16 protein-coding genes and 1 pseudogene are annotated in these 17,101 nt (G+C 62.3%); 13 read left to right on the forward strand and 4 right to left on the reverse strand.

What is annotated here, in order from left to right:
* Positions 1-68: 68 nt before the first annotated feature.
* The 3 genes from ACODTB_RS10845 to ACODTB_RS10855 form a co-directional block, all read right to left on the reverse strand.
* A complete protein-coding gene (locus ACODTB_RS10845; RefSeq protein WP_488929326.1) occupies positions 69-479 on the reverse strand; it encodes a hypothetical protein in 411 nt (136 codons plus the stop codon).
* 274 nt (positions 480-753) lie between these two features.
* Positions 754-1,020: a BPSL0761 family protein gene (locus tag ACODTB_RS10850; RefSeq protein WP_488929327.1), complete on the reverse strand. Its 267-nt coding sequence runs from the start codon at positions 1,018-1,020 to the stop codon at positions 754-756.
* A gap of 147 nt (positions 1,021-1,167) precedes the next feature.
* Positions 1,168-1,587 (reverse strand): hypothetical protein, encoded by a 420-nt coding sequence (locus ACODTB_RS10855; RefSeq protein WP_488929328.1) that lies wholly within the window; start codon positions 1,585-1,587, stop codon positions 1,168-1,170.
* Positions 1,588-2,252: 665 nt separating this feature from the next.
* On the opposite strand from ACODTB_RS10855, the gene ACODTB_RS10860 reads away from it, so the two are divergent.
* The 8 genes and pseudogenes from ACODTB_RS10860 to ACODTB_RS10895 form a co-directional block, all read left to right on the forward strand.
* Positions 2,253-2,513 carry a helix-turn-helix domain-containing protein gene (locus ACODTB_RS10860; protein ID WP_488929329.1) on the forward strand — a complete coding sequence of 87 codons (261 nt, stop codon included), beginning with the start codon at positions 2,253-2,255 and terminating at the stop codon, positions 2,511-2,513.
* Positions 2,514-2,596: 83 nt separating this feature from the next.
* On the forward strand, positions 2,597-3,304 hold the full coding sequence (locus tag ACODTB_RS10865; protein WP_488929330.1) for a hypothetical protein: 708 nt from the start codon (positions 2,597-2,599) through the stop codon (positions 3,302-3,304).
* 18 nt (positions 3,305-3,322) lie between these two features.
* Positions 3,323-3,982: a DUF2971 domain-containing protein gene (locus tag ACODTB_RS10870; RefSeq protein WP_488929331.1), complete on the forward strand. Its 660-nt coding sequence runs from the start codon at positions 3,323-3,325 to the stop codon at positions 3,980-3,982.
* A gap of 1,074 nt (positions 3,983-5,056) precedes the next feature.
* Positions 5,057-5,623, forward strand: coding sequence for an HAD domain-containing protein (locus tag ACODTB_RS10875; RefSeq protein WP_488929332.1), 567 nt, complete (start codon positions 5,057-5,059; stop codon positions 5,621-5,623).
* A gap of 401 nt (positions 5,624-6,024) precedes the next feature.
* Positions 6,025-7,359 carry a DNA (cytosine-5-)-methyltransferase gene (dcm, locus tag ACODTB_RS10880; RefSeq protein WP_488929333.1) on the forward strand — a complete coding sequence of 445 codons (1,335 nt, stop codon included), beginning with the start codon at positions 6,025-6,027 and terminating at the stop codon, positions 7,357-7,359.
* Between the two features lie 88 nt (positions 7,360-7,447).
* Positions 7,448-8,050: a hypothetical protein gene (locus ACODTB_RS10885; protein WP_444687868.1), complete on the forward strand. Its 603-nt coding sequence runs from the start codon at positions 7,448-7,450 to the stop codon at positions 8,048-8,050.
* 368 nt (positions 8,051-8,418) lie between these two features.
* Positions 8,419-8,982 (forward strand): hypothetical protein, encoded by a 564-nt coding sequence (locus ACODTB_RS10890; protein WP_444687867.1) that lies wholly within the window; start codon positions 8,419-8,421, stop codon positions 8,980-8,982.
* Positions 8,983-9,291: 309 nt separating this feature from the next.
* Positions 9,292-9,891: pseudogene (locus ACODTB_RS10895) on the forward strand (ATP-binding protein); the annotation flags it as partial.
* On the opposite strand, the gene ACODTB_RS10900 reads toward ACODTB_RS10895, so the two are convergent.
* Positions 9,875-10,180, reverse strand: coding sequence for a hypothetical protein (locus ACODTB_RS10900; protein ID WP_291120118.1), 306 nt, complete (start codon positions 10,178-10,180; stop codon positions 9,875-9,877). The pseudogene ACODTB_RS10895 and the gene ACODTB_RS10900 sit on opposite strands and share 17 nt — an antisense overlap.
* A gap of 135 nt (positions 10,181-10,315) precedes the next feature.
* Here ACODTB_RS10900 and pobA point away from each other — a divergent pair, with 135 nt between their 5' ends.
* The 5 genes from pobA to ACODTB_RS10925 are packed head-to-tail and all read left to right on the forward strand — an operon-like array spanning position 10,316 to position 17,045.
* Positions 10,316-11,494, forward strand: a complete 1,179-nt coding sequence (pobA, locus tag ACODTB_RS10905; RefSeq protein ID WP_291120115.1) for a 4-hydroxybenzoate 3-monooxygenase — start codon at positions 10,316-10,318, stop codon at positions 11,492-11,494.
* Positions 11,494-11,907, forward strand: a complete 414-nt coding sequence (ligA, locus tag ACODTB_RS10910) for a protocatechuate 4,5-dioxygenase subunit alpha (RefSeq protein ID WP_291120112.1) — start codon at positions 11,494-11,496, stop codon at positions 11,905-11,907. The genes pobA and ligA overlap by 1 nt, the downstream gene beginning before the upstream one ends.
* Positions 11,900-12,763, forward strand: a complete 864-nt coding sequence (locus tag ACODTB_RS10915; protein WP_291120109.1) for a class III extradiol dioxygenase subunit beta — start codon at positions 11,900-11,902, stop codon at positions 12,761-12,763. The genes ligA and ACODTB_RS10915 overlap by 8 nt, the downstream gene beginning before the upstream one ends.
* Before the next feature lie 50 nt (positions 12,764-12,813).
* Positions 12,814-13,824: a Bug family tripartite tricarboxylate transporter substrate binding protein gene (locus ACODTB_RS10920; RefSeq protein ID WP_291120106.1), complete on the forward strand. Its 1,011-nt coding sequence runs from the start codon at positions 12,814-12,816 to the stop codon at positions 13,822-13,824.
* Between the two features lie 5 nt (positions 13,825-13,829).
* A complete protein-coding gene (locus tag ACODTB_RS10925) occupies positions 13,830-17,045 on the forward strand; it encodes a 4Fe-4S dicluster domain-containing protein (RefSeq protein ID WP_291120103.1) in 3,216 nt (1,071 codons plus the stop codon).
* The last annotated feature ends 56 nt before the right edge of the window (positions 17,046-17,101 follow it).

Raw genomic sequence — 17,101 nt, forward strand, 5'->3', positions numbered from 1 at the left:
GTAATTTGGAACTGCAGGTGTCATTCACACTCGCAGGACCGCTTCTTTGAAGACTCCAAGAATGGGGTTCACGCCCTCATCTTTGCCCAGGTAGTGGTTTTTGCGTGCAAAGCGAACTCGCGCTTCGTGGCTCCAATCTTCCCTTTACGCGTCCAGGTGTCACCTGAAGGAAGCTTGTAGGTCACGCCGACTTCGGGTGCATTGCCTTCGCAGTCCAAATCGGCGCGCTCCTTTTTGGATGTGCGTCGCGAGCCTCCAACGAGGTCAGCCAGCGTGTCCTCCATTTCAGAACTACGCATCATCTTCAGCAGGTGAATGACAGCGTCCTTCTTGGTTCGACCCATGTGCTTCAGCTTGTCTGAGAGAAAGCTCATGGTGCTCTCAAACTCTCTGGTGCTTTGCTCTTCAGCCTGCCGTATCAACGAGGCAGCCATTTCGCGCAGCTCCGCTGCACTCATGTTGGATGTGTCAGTCTTCATGGTTAGATTCACTATAGCAAACGACTTCCTGTCGGCCTCCGTGCCTTGAGCTTAAGTGCAGTCCCAAGTTCGCACCCGAGGCATTCTCACGTTGTATCAACGATTTTGAGAATTCTCAAATTCATTGATACAACGTGAGCAGATTTCGCAAGTCGCTCCCTTGGCACCAGGGTTGGGCCAATCTGGAAGTCTCCTTCTGGTGCTGCGACCGCAAGGCGTCAGATGTGACTGCTAGAAGCTGGCTAGTCGTGGCGACATCAGGCTCACTTGATGCTTAAGAGCCACCCTGGCTTCCATCAATGACCCCACGAACAGTCGCCGAGCCACTCAAGCGGCTAAATGGGGGCACTGGCCCGAAGATTTCGGGATGCGCTTGATGTGCAAGCTCAATGTCCGCATAAGTCGGGTAGTGACGCAGCAGGGCGGCGGCTTCATCTCGCAGCGAGACGGGTACCTGTGCCGAATCCTTGGAACTGGCCAGTCGTTGCAGCATCTCTCTCGTGAGCAACAAGGCGCGGGTTCTCTCAAAGGGTACTGTCATCGCTCACTTCCGAAGTGTGCCCATCTCGTCTGCGCACGGCGCATAGCTCAGGCAGGTGGTGGGGGCGAAATGGCGGCGGTATGTGCACGCGGCGCCTCGTTCATGACACTTTCCGTCCCGCCCACTCGATTGGAGATGACGGTGTTGTCATTTGCGTCCGAGCAAGCGACGCACGCGCGAGTGAGATGACATCTCTCCTCTCGGAGGTGCGATTGGTGCGCTTCCAATCGGCTCGCCTTGGGCAGGGGCGAACTCGGTTGGAATTCGAGCGACAACCCACAGCACTTCGGCATCTGAGAGTCCCCATTGGACCTTCTTGCGCTTTACTGCAGCGACGACTTGCGCTCTTGTGACTGTTTTCCCCCCGGCCGCAGCTTCCCGCTGTTTGCGGGCAAAGTAGTCTTCAAGCTGATTCAGAAGGTCGAGGCACGCCGCCTGACGGATGGTGTCGACCGGGCTGTTTTCGACGTAGACGCCCCCTATCAAGCTCGTCAGGACTTTGGGCGACGTACCAGCCATCGACGCGAGCGGCTTTGGATGCTCAGGGTTGGCGGGCGGCTTTTTCATGGCGGTGTAGTTGGGCTTCAAAGACCATCAAAGGCACGCAACAGGCTTCGAGGCGAGACCATTACGAAATGGGAAAGACCTTGCGCACTACATCCAGCAGCGGTGCCCCATGGGAAATGCTCCCGCCAGCGACCTGCACCATCAGCCCTGACTCAAATCGATACAGCAGGCGGTCTCTAGTGCCCACCTGACTGACTTCCACCACCTTTTGGAAAGTGTGGCCTGAACCAAATATCGACGGCTCTCGTATGTACGCGTAGATGTGAGCCCACTCACTGGCGGTTCGGGCGTAAATGTCGCGCGCTACCCAGAAGTCCGTTGCGATTTGTCGCTTGACCTCGAAACGAGTTCCCTCGGCGTTCGTGGATACCGCGCACTCCACCATGAAGAAGACATCGCCTGGCACCTCGACGGTCGACCAGTAGCGCGAACCACGAACAGGGCGCTCAGGCTCACGCGAGTCTCGCTCCCTCGTCCGTAGCACCTGGTTCGTTACAGCGTCCATCAATGAGTGTTCATTTTAAAGAATATGAACATTATAGGGTTCAAAAAACGAAAAATGAACACTTCTCGTGATTGGAGGGTTCAAAGGTAAATTCCAGCGCTAACGGACACGCCTTTGAGTCGAGTAAGGCGTGCGTTGCCTAAAGGAAGCTCGTTCGAACATGGAGTTGGCTAAAGCGCTTGGTGTCGCCGTCGAGGAGCGTCGTCTGACCCTTGATATCAGCCAAGGCGACCTAGCCACGGCTACAGGTCTTCACAGGAACTTTGTAGGCCGCGTAGAGCGAGGCGAGGTGACTGTCTCCGTTGACACCTTAGGCAAGTTGGCGAACGCCTTGATGTGCCCTGTGGACCATCTATGGGCGGCTGCAGAGCGCATCAGCAAAGCAGCTGGTGACGCTCCCACTTCACAGCGTCCGGGCTGAGTCTCTGCCCGTCGTACGAGCCAGAGTTTGAGGCCGCTTGCAGCTCACTGAGCTCCCCGTGCACACTGGTTCGAAGAGGTGCTATGGACGCAGCTGAAAAACTGGCGCATGAGTTTCTAGTCGAAGAAGGGCGCAGTTCGATTTGCTATGAGCCCAACGGCACCTCCACCTATCCCGACTTCAGCGTTGAAGGAAACGTAGCAGTCGAAGTACGCCGACTCGACCAGCATCACTTGAATGATGGCGTGGCCGAGGACCTGCAGGATGCCGCATACCGCGTGCGGCACAGGATGGAGAAGCTCTGCGAGGAGCTCGGCGAAGGTGATGGAACAAGCTGGTTTGTCTGCTACCGCTTCTCACGCCCTGTGCCGCCATGGAAAGTCCTGATTCCAAAACTCAAGGCGGCAATGCTCGACTTCAAGGCGTTGAATTTCAAAACGAATCGCTTGCTCTACGAGGACTCGCACTTTGAGCTTGAAGTCATTGCCGCGTCAGACCGACTGGCGTCATTCTTCCGTCTTGGAGGCATGCTCGACAAGCAGTCGGGAGGCTTCGTCGTCGCTGAGTTCATTCAAAACATCGAGCGCTGCGCCGTAGAGAAAGCAAAGAAGAGGGCTCGGTGCCCCGTTGACTACATGGAGAGCTGGCTGGTTTTGGTGAACACCACGGGAATGAAGCTCGACGCACGTGACAAAGCGCAGCTGATGGAGAACATCAAGCGGCCTGCGCAATGGGATAGGGTTGTCATCATGCGGGCTATGGCCACCGATGAGAAATGGTTCGAGCTTTAGCCACGAGCGAGTCTAGCAATGCAGGTCTATCACTTCACCTCGGCCGTCCACGCGCTCTCCAACATAGAGAAGCGCAGAGTGAAGATTGCAGAGCTTTCCAAGCTCAACGACCCTTTTGAGTGGGCAGCTCCGGCTCTTCATAGTAAGGAAGACCGTTGGGCCATGAGAGCCACCAAAGAGGCAATGGGGCAGAAGGTCGGCATTGTTTGCTTCAGCGCAAACTGGAGAAATCCGGTGCAATGGAGCCACTACGCGGAGCATCATCGAGGAATCTGCCTGGGCTTCGAAGTGGCAGACGAGCATCTAACGCCCATCACCTACCAAGCAGATAGGCCCGAAATCAAAAGTCTCGCGGCGATGCGACGCGCTGGCAACCTCTCTGAAGACTGGCTGCAAAGAATGATTTGCATCAAGTTTGAGCACTGGGCGTACGAAGAAGAACATCGAGTGTTTGTGCAGCTTGACCAGGCGACCAAGGATGGGGGTATGTACTTCAAGAAGTTTGACCAAGACATGAGGCTGAACAAGGTCATCGTGGGTCCAGCGTCACCTGTCACTCGAGCTCAACTAAGTGAAGCGTTGGGGTCGCTTAGTCAGGAAGTGGAAGCAATGAAGGCTCGACTCGCCTTCAAGACCTTCGAGGTTTGCCAACAGCTGAATGTGAAGCAGTGGAGCTAGGGCTGTCGCGCACTGGAAAGAATAGCCGCCGGGAGCCTACGCCGGCGGACCGCAACCACTTGATTCCCTGGCCCAGACCTTCAGAATGTGCCAATTAGCACCATAGGGAGCGCCGAGACAATTAGGAGGAGTTCACGTGAACGGCCCCATCGACTATGACAAGCTCCCTGCAGATGTCCTCAACATGCTTGAGCAGTACCGAAGGACCTTGAATCAAATGCGTGTGCTCGACGCCCGGGCACCGCAGTACGAGGACTTTGCCAGGCGCTCAAGGAGGCTTGCCAGTGGCCTTGAACTCCGTGGAGTGCACACTAATGCGCTCTTGCACGACCGACATTGGGCACAAGTAGTGGTGCCAGGCTCGACAGTGGAACCATGACCTTGGAGGTCGCGAGTCCTGTGCTCTGACCATTGCCCATACGACGCGGCATTGCGCCAGGAAAAGGTTGTGGTCCAGCACCTCTACGGGTAGTTGGCGGAGGCTCGTAAGAGTGGTTTGGCAAGCAAACTGGCGGATTGTCTGGCGGATGTACCCAGGGGGTTTCAATGCCTTTAAGTCATTGATTTTGCGCAAACTTTACTGCTTCCACGCCGTGGACGATGACGTGCTTGGCACGAGTTTTGGCGGATTGTTTGGCGGATGTGGATGAAGTGCGTGGCGAAGGCCAAGGACCTTGCCAGAGATGCAGCAGCGGACTGCTCTCCCTCCTGCGCTCGTTGAGTGACTCAGTCTCGGCACGAAGGTCGACTTGAGCGGTGAGCCTTGAGCCAGGACTAGCTGGCCAGCAGCCAAGCGACCGACCTATACGGCATATTGCATTGAATTGTGAGACAGCTGGGCGGAGTTAAGTCGTGTTTTGAGACGCGCATGCAGCTTGGGTGTTGCCGCTTAGTTTTTTGAGGCAGGTCAGGCCCAAATGCCTCTAGCCCGCGAGCTTCCACTTGAGCTACGACCGTACAGCGTGAGAAATCTGAATACTAGAAAATTGGCTAGTTGACCTAGCTTGTAAGGCGATGCAGGCTCGGCGGGAAATGCAGCGTCGAAGTCAACCTGTATCGTCCCAACCAGTTTCCATGTCAAACAGCAAAACCGCCTCGCCACGAACTGTTTCGTCCCGCCCGTTGCTGTTCTTGGACCTTGATGACGTGCTATGCCTTAACGCACCGTACGGAGGCTATGACGTCATTGTTGAGCCTCACCCGGAGGACCTCTGGGAAAAGTTGTTCACGCAAGGTGCCGTCGATACCTTGCTGGCAGCTATTGAAGAACATCGACCGCGCGTGGTGCTCACGACAAGCTGGCTTCGGATGCTAGATAGGTCAGGCTTTGAGAAAGTCTTTCAAGCAACTGGGCTTCGACAACTATCCGAGTGCTTCCACGAGCACTGGGACGCTCCCCAGAACAGGGGGGAAACGCGGCTGGGCGCTATCGAGCGCTGGCTGTTGAACCATCATAGAGACGAGCCATTCGTGGTCTTGGACGACACGTTGTCAGGGACGGGATTGGCGGGCTCGCGAATCGACCTCATGGGATGCCTTGTTTTGTGCGACGTCAACGTCGGGTTGCACACAGGTCACGTAGAGGCCATCCGTCGGGCTCTACAAGGACGCTGGATATCCCGACGGTCTTCATCACGCTAGCTCCATCGCTGCCTTGATGCAGCAAAGCAGCGAGTTGACAAGGAGCTGTCAACCTACACCCCCAATTTCGGTCAAGTCAGTCGTCAGAGGTGCTCTTGACTTCGGCATCACTGGCCTAGCCCAAACCTAGCAGTCACGCCTAGAAAAGCTGGCAATCGCCGACCGTAGATTTAACCCGCAGCTATGGCGCATTTGAGAAGACCAGATTTTTGAGTATTGCCCTGTGGACTTGGATGTTTGTTCAAGACCGCCGACAAAAGCAAAGCCTTTCAGCATTGCGATTGACGAAAGGCTAAACCCAATTCGCTGAACCGCTGCACGGGAGGTTTGAACCGTGCGACTTCGCATGACCGACCCGTGCGGAGTCGGTTTTGCGACAGTCAGTTTCTGCACCTCTGCGGGTGCTTGAGTTCTTTGCAGGCGTAGGTGGTTTCCGTGGTGGTCTTGAAGGCTTTCCTGGCCTTGACGAGGCAGGGTCTGGGCAGCGGCAGTTTCAAGTAGTCTGGTCGAATCAGTTCGAGCCATCCACAAAACGACAACACGCGTCAGAGGTGTACGCCGCCCGTTGGGGTTCTGAGGGTCACCTCAATGAGGACATCAACCACGTATTAGCAAGCTCTGAGAAGTTCTCGCAACTCCTTGCCACCAATGCAGACGTGCTAGTCGGCGGCTTTCCCTGTCAAGACTATTCCGTGGCGAAATCTGCCAGTGCGACCGCCGGAATCGAGGGCAAGAAAGGGGTTCTTTGGTGGTCAATCCACGAGACGCTACGGCGGCACTTGGAGGCTGGACAGCCCATCAAGCATGTCATCCTGGAGAACGTAGACCGTCTGCTTAAAAGTCCCACGGCATGCCGTGGTCGGGACTTCGCCATCATCCTGGCTTCGCTTGGCCAATTGGGCTATGCCGTCGAGTGGCAGGTCGTCAACGCCGCTGACTACGGCTTTCCACAGCGTCGGCGACGGGTTTTCATCGTGGCGCATCACTACAGCACGGGCGCATACAGGACCATCGCCGACGCCAACGTCGGCAGCTCAACGTTTCTGTTGAGTGACCACATACCTTGGGACTTTGCCGAAAGCGTGCTTAAGGCTGCTCTACCGTGGGAGACGAAAAGCGCCTTGACCGCTTTTAGCCTGCCTGCTGACCCCCTTGAGGCCCAGGGTAGCTACACCAGTCTCGCTAACGGCGACACGCGATTCTTGACATCAGGCGTTTACATCAACGGCGAGGTAGCGACTTTGGAGACGAGTGCTCGGGTACCGGATGCCGCCAATGGTCAAGGCGCGTTCCCAGTTCGCACTCTGGGTGATGTGGTGAAGGCAACAGGCGAAAAAAGCATTCCTGCTGAGTACTTCATTTCGCCTGAGGAGATTTCCAAGTGGTCCTTTCTCAAAGGCGGGAAGTCTCTAAAGCGCACTTCGCGCACAGGCCATGAATACATCTACTCCGAGGGTGCCATGTCCTTCCCGGACCCGCTGGACAGGCCGGCGCGGACCATCATCACTGCGGAAGGCGGCAGCGCCGCGTCACGATTCAAGCACGTAGTTCAGGCAAACGATGGCCGACTCCGTCGCCTTCTGCCCGAAGAGCTCGAAACACTCAACGGATTCCCGCGAGGCTTCACCGCTCTTGATGGCGTTTCAGACACCAAGCGCGCGTTCTTTATGGGCAACGCTTTGGTCACCGGCATCGTGAAGCGGATTGGCGATGCTCTGGCGGCAGCCGTGCATTGACCAGCCGAGCATCTCGTGAAATTTAAAAGCTGTTTGCTACAAGTAGTTCATGGCCCTTGTAGCGGCCAGTCATGTAAGGAAAACGATAGTGAAGACCAAATCTCTGAGAAAAGAACACCTTGCTCCTGATGAGCGATTTATCAGTAGGGTTAGCCTGCTAAACCCTTTAGAGCTTGATGATGAGACTCGTAGCGGGCTGACCACTGCGCCTCATCTACCCATCTTGGATATTCCTATCTTCGAGCCCGTGACTCAACCGGGGTTTCGCATCGGCCTCATGGCCATCGACGGTTGCGACGTTCTGTTCTTCGACGTGCAGATGGGCAGGAACTACTACTGCAACGTCGCCAATCCAGGTGACCCAGAGGTCTACAACGCGATGATGGCCTGGCATAAGGCCGGCTTCATGCGCGCGAGACTGAAGGGTTCAGACGGTTTCAATCAGATTGGACGTGACCCCTTCGAGATGAACCCGGTGCTGGAGAAAGCGTATCGCGACAGCTCAGCCAAGGAGGGTCATCTGCTCGACTTCCAGGAGCGTTTTCATACGTTGCTGGAGCACGGAGCTCTGGAAGCGGTGGTGGGAGCTCGAACGAGGCAAACCTTCGCAAACATCAGCGTAGGGTTTTTGCAGACCAAGCACACGGACCCTGCGATGCCCGAAGTTGCTCTGAATCATCACATCACCTAACGCAACCTGCGGCCTCGCCGAGGCCGCAATAGATTCATACCACAGGGAGGCCATAGCCTCCCCTTTTCATTTCAACCACTTCTACGGACGGTTGCGGGACTCGACATCTCCCAAGAACAGCAAGTCTAAAACGTGTAGCTGTACAGAGATGCTGGGCAACTGGCAACACCTCAACAAATCTGAGCTTCACGACAATGACTTCGCCTTCCCCTCACACTCCTACAGAACGCAACGTCCCAATCAAGTTTCCAGCGAGCAGCATCCCGGGTCTTGCACGAGTCCGGACACTTACCCGTCGCGCATTCACCAAACAATGGCCCACTCGGCATCTCGCTCTCTGCCCACCAGCTCACGGCGCAGTTGCCCCTATGGAAATGCTGCAGTCTCCGGATTTGTTTGAGGACACAGCGCGGTCCGCACTGGTGGTTTTCCTTCCGAACGACTTCGAGCCGCACCTTGAGCATCTTGTTCTTCAGCCTCCGCAATTGCGCGTTCACGAACTGGTAGGACTTCGAACTTGCGAGGTGTACTTGTCGGTGTCAGCCCTAGCTGCCAGCGGAAAACTTCCCAAGACGTTTTGGATTCGTGCGCCTGACCTCCTAGCGAATCATTTGAACAAATCGCTGGGAGGAAGAAATCTTCGCGTCCCCGTTCTCCTGGTATCAGGACTGCAAGCAGCCGTTTGTCACTGGACCTTCGATTCGGTCTTTATGGAACAGATTCAAGTTGCCATCCGCAACTGCGTGTCTTGGCAATCCCAGGCGAGCGTGACGCAGAAGGAGCGCGCGCTTGAGGTTGCAGAAAAGTATGGTGAACGACCTTGGCTATTCATGCGCTATGACGTCACGAATCTCACGAGACGGTATGCGGTGAACTGGGCTCCAGTCTGCACCCTTAGGGATGAAGGAGCGGTCGAGTATCAGCTTGGCTGAGGCTCACCACCGAAGGGGGCGGAGTTCGTTGTACTGAGCTACGCGGTCTCTGGTGAACAAACGTTTGGCCTGTTTATCGAGGGCATAAAGCCCGCCGTGACACGGCAGCGTTAATTACCCACAGGATAGGAACAGTTTTTTCACAGGTTATCCACAAAATCCGTACCCCCGCGCCCCCAAGGCGGACTCCCTGACGCGCCCGCTTTGCGGGCTTGCCCTACCAATCGTCTTTGAAAACTGCATGAAGAAAGCCCTGTGAGTCAGTTGGCTTGGAAACCCTCGAACTGACAACCAAGTGTGCGTAAGAGCAAACTGCCGGAATTCCCGCGCTCGGCGCTGGAGGCCCTGCGCGAGCCGCTGGAGAGCGGCCACATCCGCATCTCGCGCGCGGCCATGCAGAGCGAATTCCCGGCGCGCTTCCAGCTCATCGGCGCGATGAACCCCTGCCCTTGCGGTTTTCTGGGCCACCCCACGCGCGCCTGCCGCGACACACCCGACCAGATCGCGCGCTACCAGGGCAAGCTCAGCGGCCCGCTGCTCGACCGCATCGACCTGCATGTGGAGGTGCCCGCGCTGGCGCCGGACGACCTGCTGCACGGCGCGGCCGGCGAGCCCAGTGCCGCCGTGCGCGAGCGCGTGCACTTCGCGCGCCAGCGCGCCCAGACCCGCCAGGGCAGCACCAACCAGACCCTGGCCGGGCAGGCGCTGGACGCGCACGTGAACGCCGAACCGGCCGCGCTGAAGTTCCTGCACACCGCCGCCGCGCGCCTGGGCTGGAGCGCGCGCAGCACACACCGCGCCCTGCGCGTGGCGCGCACCATCGCCGACCTGTCGGGCGCGGACGCGGTGGGCACCGCGCACGTGGCGGAGGCGGTGCAGTACCGGCGGGTGCTCAAGAGCGCCGGCTGACCGCGTCGCCCGGCACCGACGCGTTTCGGCGCGCGGCCCGTTCCAGCCGCGCCCGCAACGCGAGGTCGTCCGACGGCATGGCCTCGAGGCAGTAGCGCCACTGCGCCTCCGGCACCGGCGCACCGGACTCCATGGCATCGCACAGGCGCAACACCGCCAGCCTTCGATGGCGAAAGCGGATGCTGCGCTCCAGCAGCGCCATCAGGGCCTCCTGCGCGCGCTGTGGACTCGCCCCGGCGCACGCGGCCTGTTGCTTCATGGCCCGCACGGCCGCTCTGCTTCTGCTCATGCCGGCATTGTGGTTCCGCGTGCGCGTTTCAGGTGATCGCTCGAAGCGATCGCTATAGCGCCGCGCTGACTTGTTGCGGGCGGGGGGTCTTCCTACGATCCGCCCCACTCAACCAGCGCCTTTTTGCACATCACCATGAAAACCCAAGTCGCCATCGTCGGGGCAGGCCCGGCGGGCATGCTGCTTTCGGAAATCCTTCACCACCACGGCATCGACAGCGTCGTCGTGGAACGCCAGAGCCGCGACTACGTCCAGGCGCGCATCCGCGCCGGCGTGCTGGAGCAGACCACCGTGGACATGCTGCGCCAGTACGGCCTCTCGGCGCGCATGGACCAGGAAGGCCATGAGCACGACGGCATGAAGATCGTGTGGGCCGGTCGCAGCGAGTTCTTCATCGACGTGCACAAGCACGTGGGCAAGCGCTTCGTCGCCTACGGCCAGACCAGCATCCAGGAAGACCTGTTCGAAGCGGCCGACCGGCGCAACGCCCACGTGATCTTCAACGCGGCCCAGGTCGCGCTGCACGGTGTCGACACCGATGCGCCCAGCGTCAGCCTGGAGCTCGATGGCCGCCGCGTCACCGTCGAGTGCGACTACATCGCCGGCTGCGATGGTTTCCATGGCGTGTCCCGCCGCGCGATCCCGGCCGACGTGCTGAAGGAGTTCGAGAAGGTCTACCCGTTCGGCTGGCTGGGCATCCTCACGCCGCAACCACCCTTGCCGGACATCGTGTACGCCAACCACCCGCGCGGTTTCGCGCTCGCGTCCATGCGCAGCCCGACGCTGAGCCGCTACTACATCCAGGTGCCGCTGGACACCCACATCGAGGACTGGCCGGACGCGCGCTTCTGGTCCGAGCTCAAGGCGCGTTTTCCGGCCCGCATGGCCGCCTCGATCGTGGAGGGGCCTTCGATCGAGAAGTCCATCGCGCCGCTGCGCAGCTACGTGGCCGAACCCATGAGCTACGGGCGGCTCTTCCTCGCCGGCGACGCGGCGCACATCGTGCCGCCCACGGGCGCCAAGGGCCTCAACCTCGCCTTCTCGGACGTGCACTACCTGAGCCGCGCGCTCGATCACCGCTACCGCACGGGCAGCGCGGACCTGCTGGCCAGCTACAGCGAGACGGCGCTGCGGCGCGTGTGGCACTCCGTGCGCACGTCCTGGTACCTGACCAACCTGCTGCACCGCTTCCCCTCATCGACCGCCTTCGACCAGCGCGCGCAGGAGTATGAGCTGGACTTCCTGAAGTCCTCTCCCAGCGCGCAAGTGGCCCTCGCCGAACAGTACGCCGGCCTAGCTTTGGAAAACACCTGATGACACCCCAGACACGCGACTACCACGACATCCCGGGCACCTACGTGTTCGACGGCACCCACCAGCGCATGGGCTACGGGCTCAACATGTTCTGCAAATCGCTGGACATCGCGGACCAGCGCGACGCCTTCCGCGCCGACCCGCAGGGCTGCCTGGCCCGCTACCCGATGACGCAGGCCCAGCGCGAGGCCGTGCTCCAGCGCGACTGGCTGGCCCTGCTGCGCCTGGGCGGCAACATCTACTACACCTTCAAGCTGGCCATCTTCGACGGCCTGAGCATGCAGCACGTCGGGGCCGCCATGTCGGCCACGCCGACGACGGTCGAGGACTTCCGGCGAATGATGGTGGGCGGCGGCCGCGCGGTCGCGGGCCTTCGCAGCCGGCAACAGAACCGGGAGGCGGCCCATGGCTAAGGTGATTGGCGGCGTGGGCACCTCGCACGTGCCGGCGATCGGCGCCGCGGTCGATGGCGGCAGGACGCAGGAGCCGTACTGGAAGCCGGTGTTCGACGGCATGCAGGCGGCCAAGGACTGGATCGCGCGCACCAAGCCGGACGTCTGCATCGTCGTCTACAACGACCACGCGTCCTGCTTTTCCCTGGCGCTCACGCCCACGTTCGCGCTGGGGGTGGCCGAGCGCTACCAGCCGCACGACGAGGGCTACGGCCCCCGTCCGGTGCCGGTGGTCCAGGGTGCGCCCGAACTGTCCTGGCACCTGGCCGAATCGCTGATCCTGGACGAATTCGACATCACGGTCGTTGCCGAGATGACGGTGGACCATGGCCTGACGGTACCGCTCTCCGTGCTGTTCGGCCAGCCGACGTCCTGGCCCTGCCAGGTGATCCCGCTGTGCGTGAACGTCATCCAGTACCCGCCCCCCACGGGCCGGCGCTGCCTGAAGCTGGGCCAGGCGATCCGCAAAGCCATCGAGGCCTACCCCGCCGACGTGCGGGTGGCCGTGATCGGCACCGGCGGCCTCTCGCACCAGTTGCAGGGCGAGCGGGCCGGCCTGATCAACGCCGAATTCGACAACGCCTGGCTCGACGATTTTGTCGCCGCGCCCGAGCAGGTCGCTCAGAAGGACCACCTCGAACTCCTGCGCGAAGCCGGCTCGGAAGGGCTGGAGTGCGTGATGTGGCTCGTCATGCGCGGGGCCCTTCAAGCCGAGGTCGACGTGGTGCACCGCTTCTATCACGTCCCCGCGTCGAACACGGCCTACGGACTGCTCGTGCTCGAGGACGTGGACCCCCCGCTTCACACCACCGCCTGACGATCCGGCAACGCATCGGATCGCGCCCCCTCACCCCACCAGGAGACCACATGACAACGACATCCCCACGGCCACACCGCTCTCGACTCTCGACCTGGATCGGCCGCCTGGCGGTCTGCGCCGCGCTGCTCCCGGGCGCCCATTCCGCCAGCGCCAACACGCCCGCCGACTGGCCGGGCAAACCGATCCGCCTGATCGTCGGCTTTCCGCCCGGCAGTTCCCCGGATGTGATCGCGCGGGCCCTGGTGCCGGGGCTGACGGAGGCGCTGCGCCAACCCGTGGTGGTGGAGAACAAGTCGGGCGTGACCGGCATGATCGCCGCCGAGGCCGTCGCGCGCGCGCCCAACGACGGCTACACCTTCCTGGTGACCTCCGGCAGCGCGATGTCGATCTCCGTGCACACCCTGCCGCGCCTGCCGATCCAGCCGGACAAGGACCTGATGCCGGTGGCCGCGGCGGCCCGGATCGAACTGTTCCTGGTGTCGGATGCGCGCCTGGGCTTCAACGATTTCCAGGGCTTTCTGGCCTACGCCAAGGCCCACCCCGGCAAGCTGTCCTATGCGACCCCGGGCAATGGCAGCGCGCCGCACGTGGCGGCCGAGATGCTCAAGGAGCAGGCCGGCATCCGGGCCGAGCACGTGCCCTACCGGGGCTCGTCGCCCGCGCTGCAGGACCTGCTGGGCGGTGTCGTGCAGTTCGCCTTCGACCCCGGCATCGCGCTCGAACACATCCGCGCGGGCCGGCTTCACCTGCTGGCGGTCGGCACCACCAAACGCTCACCGCTGTTCCCGGCCACGCCCACCATCCAGGAGCAGGGCCTGGCGGGCTTCGACGCGGGCACCACGCACGGCGTCTACGCCCCCGCCGGCACCTCCGCGGCGATCGTGGCCCGGATGAACGCCGAGATCAACAAGCTGCTGGCCTCGGCCGCGGTGGCGCAACAGATCCGCGCCCTGGGCGCGGAAGCCACGCCCATGAGCCCCGCGGACTTCGGGGCGCAGATCCGGCGCGACAGCGAGCGCTACGGCGCCATCGTCAAAGCCCGCGGCATCAAAGAGTAAACGCCATGCGCCTCTTCTCCCACGACGAACGGCCCGTGCACCTGGGCGCCTACCCCAGCGAACGGCTCAGCCGCCGGGCCGCCGCGCCCGACCTGGACCGCATTCGCGAGACCGGCGTGCTGCGCCCGCCCCGCGAACCCGGGCCCCGTTCCACGCTCGCGTCCTCCATCAGCCGCTTCATGTGCGCGCTCGACCAGGTGCGCGAAGGCGACCGCAACCCGGCCGAGGCGGAGATCCCGTCGAGCCCCCGCGAGCGGGCCGAACACCTCAAGTCCGCCGCCTACTTTCTGGACACCTCGATCGCGGGCGTGTGCCGTCTGGGCGCGGGCGATCTGCTGGCGCAACCGGTGGAACACCCGGACTTCCGCACCGCGACCTACGAGCAATCGGAAACCAAGCTGCGGCTGCGTTTCAACCCCAACGCCGTGCTGCGCCAGATGAAGCGTTCGATGGCCTTGTGCGAGTCGGGCATCGAGCGGCACACGCACGCGCTGGTCCTGATGGTGGAGCACCCTCGCGACCCTTCGAAGGAAGAACCTGGTTCGGACTGGATCGTCGGCATGCAGGCCTGGCGCGCCGCGCTGCGCGCGGCCGAGACGGCGGCGGTCCTGGCCAACTACCTGCGCATCCTCGGCTACGAGGCGCGCAGCCACACCGCCACCACCACCAACGTGAACCTCCTGCGCCTGGCGGTGTCCAGCGGGCTGGCGCGGCTGGAAGGCGACACCGTCGTCAACCCCTTCATCGGCGACCGTTTCGGCCTGGCCGTGGTCACCACGAACCTGGCGCTCGAGCCCGACCAGGCCCTGGCGCCACCGTCGCTTGCCGAACGCTTCCACGCCCAGGGCCCGAGCTGGTGGATCGGCTCGGCGAGCCCGAAGAACGCCTCCAACGCGATCGACTTCCAGGGCCGCCACTACCGCGACAGCCGCTACCCGGTCGAGACGCTCAAGCGGGTCGACGAGACCACCACCTACATCGACGAAGCCCGCATTCCGCGCGTGCCCAAGAGCAGCGAGTTCTTCCTGCGGGCCGCGTTCGGCGACCTGGGCAAGACCACGCAGGACATGTCCAAGGACGGTTATTCGGTCGCCAAGGCGCCCCTGGCCGCGGCGCTGCGCCTGGCGCTGAACGTGTACTCGGTGCTGCAGCGGGGCGAGCCCGCGGCCGAGCAGGCCCCCTACAACGATCCGGCGCACAACGCGGACCTGGTGAAGGCGACGCTGCATTTCCTCGGCGCCGACCTGGCCGGCCTTTCCCGCGCGCCGGCGTGGGTCTGGTACTCGCACCGGCAGGACGGCACCGAAATGCCGGTGGCCCACCCCTTCGCGGCCACCGTGATGATCGACCAGGGCTACGAAACCATGGAAGGCGCCTCGGGCGACGACTGGATCTCCAGCGCCCAATCGATGCGCACCTACATGCGCGCGGGCCTGGTGTGCGGGGTCCTCGGTGACCACCTGCGCAACCTCGGCTTCAGCGCCACGGCCCATTCGGCGGCCGACAGCGACGTCATCCAGACCCCGCTGGTGCTGCTGGCCGGCCTGGGCGAGGTCAGCCGGATCGGCGAGACGATCCTCAACCCGTTCCTGGGTCCGCGCAGCAAGACCGGCGTCATGACCACGGACTTTCCGGTCCAGCCCGACAAACCCATCGACTTCGGCCTGCAGAACTTCTGCGACTCCTGCAACAAGTGCGCGCGCGAGTGCCCATCGGGCGCGATCTCGGCGGGTCCGAAGGTGATGTTCAACGGCTACGAGATCTGGAAAGCCGATGTCGAGAAATGCACGCGCTACCGGATGACCAACCTGGGCGGCGCCATGTGCGGCCGCTGCATGAAGGCCTGCCCCTGGAACCTGCCCGGGCTGGTGCAGGAGAAGCCCTTCCGGTGGGCGGCCATCCACATGCCGGTCGCGGCCCAATGGCTCGCGCGGCTGGACGACGCCCTCGGACGGGGCGGCATCAACGCCAGGAAAAAGTGGTGGTGGGACATCACGAACGATGGCACCGGGCGGATCGTGCAGGCCCAGGAGGTCAACACGCGCGGCCTGAACAAGCACATCCGGTTGAAACACGAAGACCAGACACTGGCGGCCTACCCCGCGCCGCTGGCCCCCCTGCCCCTGCCGATGCCCAGTCCCCTGGACCGCGAGGCCGGCATCGAGGCGTACCGGCAGCTGCTCAGCCCTCAGCAGCACCAGCAGCGCGTCAAGGACGGCGACACCGACAACCTCGTTCCACCCCTGCGCCCGCTGGTCGAGGCGCCGCCCGTGATCGTCGCGCGCATCGGCCGCCGCTGGCAGAGCTCGGCCGACGGCAAGATCGACCTGTTCGAGATCGTGTCGAAAGACGGCCAGCCCCTGCCCGCCTGGGCGGCCGGCGCCCACGTCGACGTCACGGTCACGCCGGAGTACATCCGGCAGTTCAGCCTGGCGGGCAACCCCGCCGAGCGCGGGCACTACCTGCTGGGCATCCTGCGCGAGGACCAGGGCCGGGGGGGCTCTCTCAAGATCCACCAGATGCTGCGGCAGGACACGCCGGTGGTGATCTCGCGGCCCCGCAACCACTTCCCCATCGTGCCGTCGGCCCGGCGGCACGTGCTCATGGCCGGCGGCATCGGCGTCACCCCGCTGATCGCGATGGCGCACGAGCTGCACGCGATGGGCGCCGACTTCGACCTCTACTACAAGTCCAGGACACGGGCCCAGGCCGCGTTCATTCCGGAACTTGAGGCCATGCCCTGGGCCCACAAGGTGCACTTCCACTTCAGCGATGAACGCCGGCTCGACATCGCGGACGTCCTGCGCGATCCGGTGCCGGACAGCCACCTGTACACCTGCGGCCCCTCGGCCTTCATGGACGCGGTGTTCGACACCGCCAGCGCGTTCGGCTGGCCCGAGGAGAGCCTGCACCGGGAGTACTTCTCGGTCCCCGAGGCCCCCGCGCGCGAGCGCCACCCCTTCGTGCTGCGCCTGGCGCGCTCCGCCAGGACCATTCCCGTGACCGCCGAGCAATCGGCGGTTCAGGCGCTCGCCGCCTGCGGGCTGCAGGTGGACGTCAAGTGCAGCGACGGCCTGTGCGGTGTGTGCGCCGTTCCCTATGTCGAAGGCGAGGTGGACCACCGCGACTTCGTGCTGAGCAAGGAACAACGGAAAACCAGGATGGTGCTGTGCTGCTCCCGCGCCGCCGAGGCGGATGCGGAGGTCGTGCTGGATCTGTAACCGGCGGCGCCGCGAGGCGCTGCCATCCGCGCTCGCCCCGAGCGCTTCCCACAGAA

This window comes from Hydrogenophaga sp. FG152 (assembly GCF_057809615.1).

What these genes read in the sequence shown, in the direction of transcription:
- ACODTB_RS10845 (WP_488929326.1), bottom strand. Translation starts at nt 479, where the DNA reads ATGAAGACTGACACATCCAACATGAGTGCAGCGGAGCTGCGCGAAATG.
- ACODTB_RS10850 (WP_488929327.1), bottom strand. Translation starts at nt 1,020, where the DNA reads ATGACAGTACCCTTTGAGAGAACCCGCGCCTTGTTGCTCACGAGAGAG.
- ACODTB_RS10855 (WP_488929328.1), bottom strand. Translation starts at nt 1,587, where the DNA reads ATGAAAAAGCCGCCCGCCAACCCTGAGCATCCAAAGCCGCTCGCGTCG.
- ACODTB_RS10860 (WP_488929329.1), top strand. Translation starts at nt 2,253, where the DNA reads ATGGAGTTGGCTAAAGCGCTTGGTGTCGCCGTCGAGGAGCGTCGTCTG.
- ACODTB_RS10865 (WP_488929330.1), top strand. Translation starts at nt 2,597, where the DNA reads ATGGACGCAGCTGAAAAACTGGCGCATGAGTTTCTAGTCGAAGAAGGG.
- ACODTB_RS10870 (WP_488929331.1), top strand. Translation starts at nt 3,323, where the DNA reads ATGCAGGTCTATCACTTCACCTCGGCCGTCCACGCGCTCTCCAACATA.
- ACODTB_RS10875 (WP_488929332.1), top strand. Translation starts at nt 5,057, where the DNA reads ATGTCAAACAGCAAAACCGCCTCGCCACGAACTGTTTCGTCCCGCCCG.
- ACODTB_RS10890 (WP_444687867.1), top strand. Translation starts at nt 8,419, where the DNA reads ATGGAAATGCTGCAGTCTCCGGATTTGTTTGAGGACACAGCGCGGTCC.
- ACODTB_RS10900 (WP_291120118.1), bottom strand. Translation starts at nt 10,180, where the DNA reads ATGAGCAGAAGCAGAGCGGCCGTGCGGGCCATGAAGCAACAGGCCGCG.
- pobA (WP_291120115.1), top strand. Translation starts at nt 10,316, where the DNA reads ATGAAAACCCAAGTCGCCATCGTCGGGGCAGGCCCGGCGGGCATGCTG.
- ligA (WP_291120112.1), top strand. Translation starts at nt 11,494, where the DNA reads ATGACACCCCAGACACGCGACTACCACGACATCCCGGGCACCTACGTG.
- ACODTB_RS10915 (WP_291120109.1), top strand. Translation starts at nt 11,900, where the DNA reads ATGGCTAAGGTGATTGGCGGCGTGGGCACCTCGCACGTGCCGGCGATC.
- ACODTB_RS10920 (WP_291120106.1), top strand. Translation starts at nt 12,814, where the DNA reads ATGACAACGACATCCCCACGGCCACACCGCTCTCGACTCTCGACCTGG.
- ACODTB_RS10925 (WP_291120103.1), top strand. Translation starts at nt 13,830, where the DNA reads ATGCGCCTCTTCTCCCACGACGAACGGCCCGTGCACCTGGGCGCCTAC.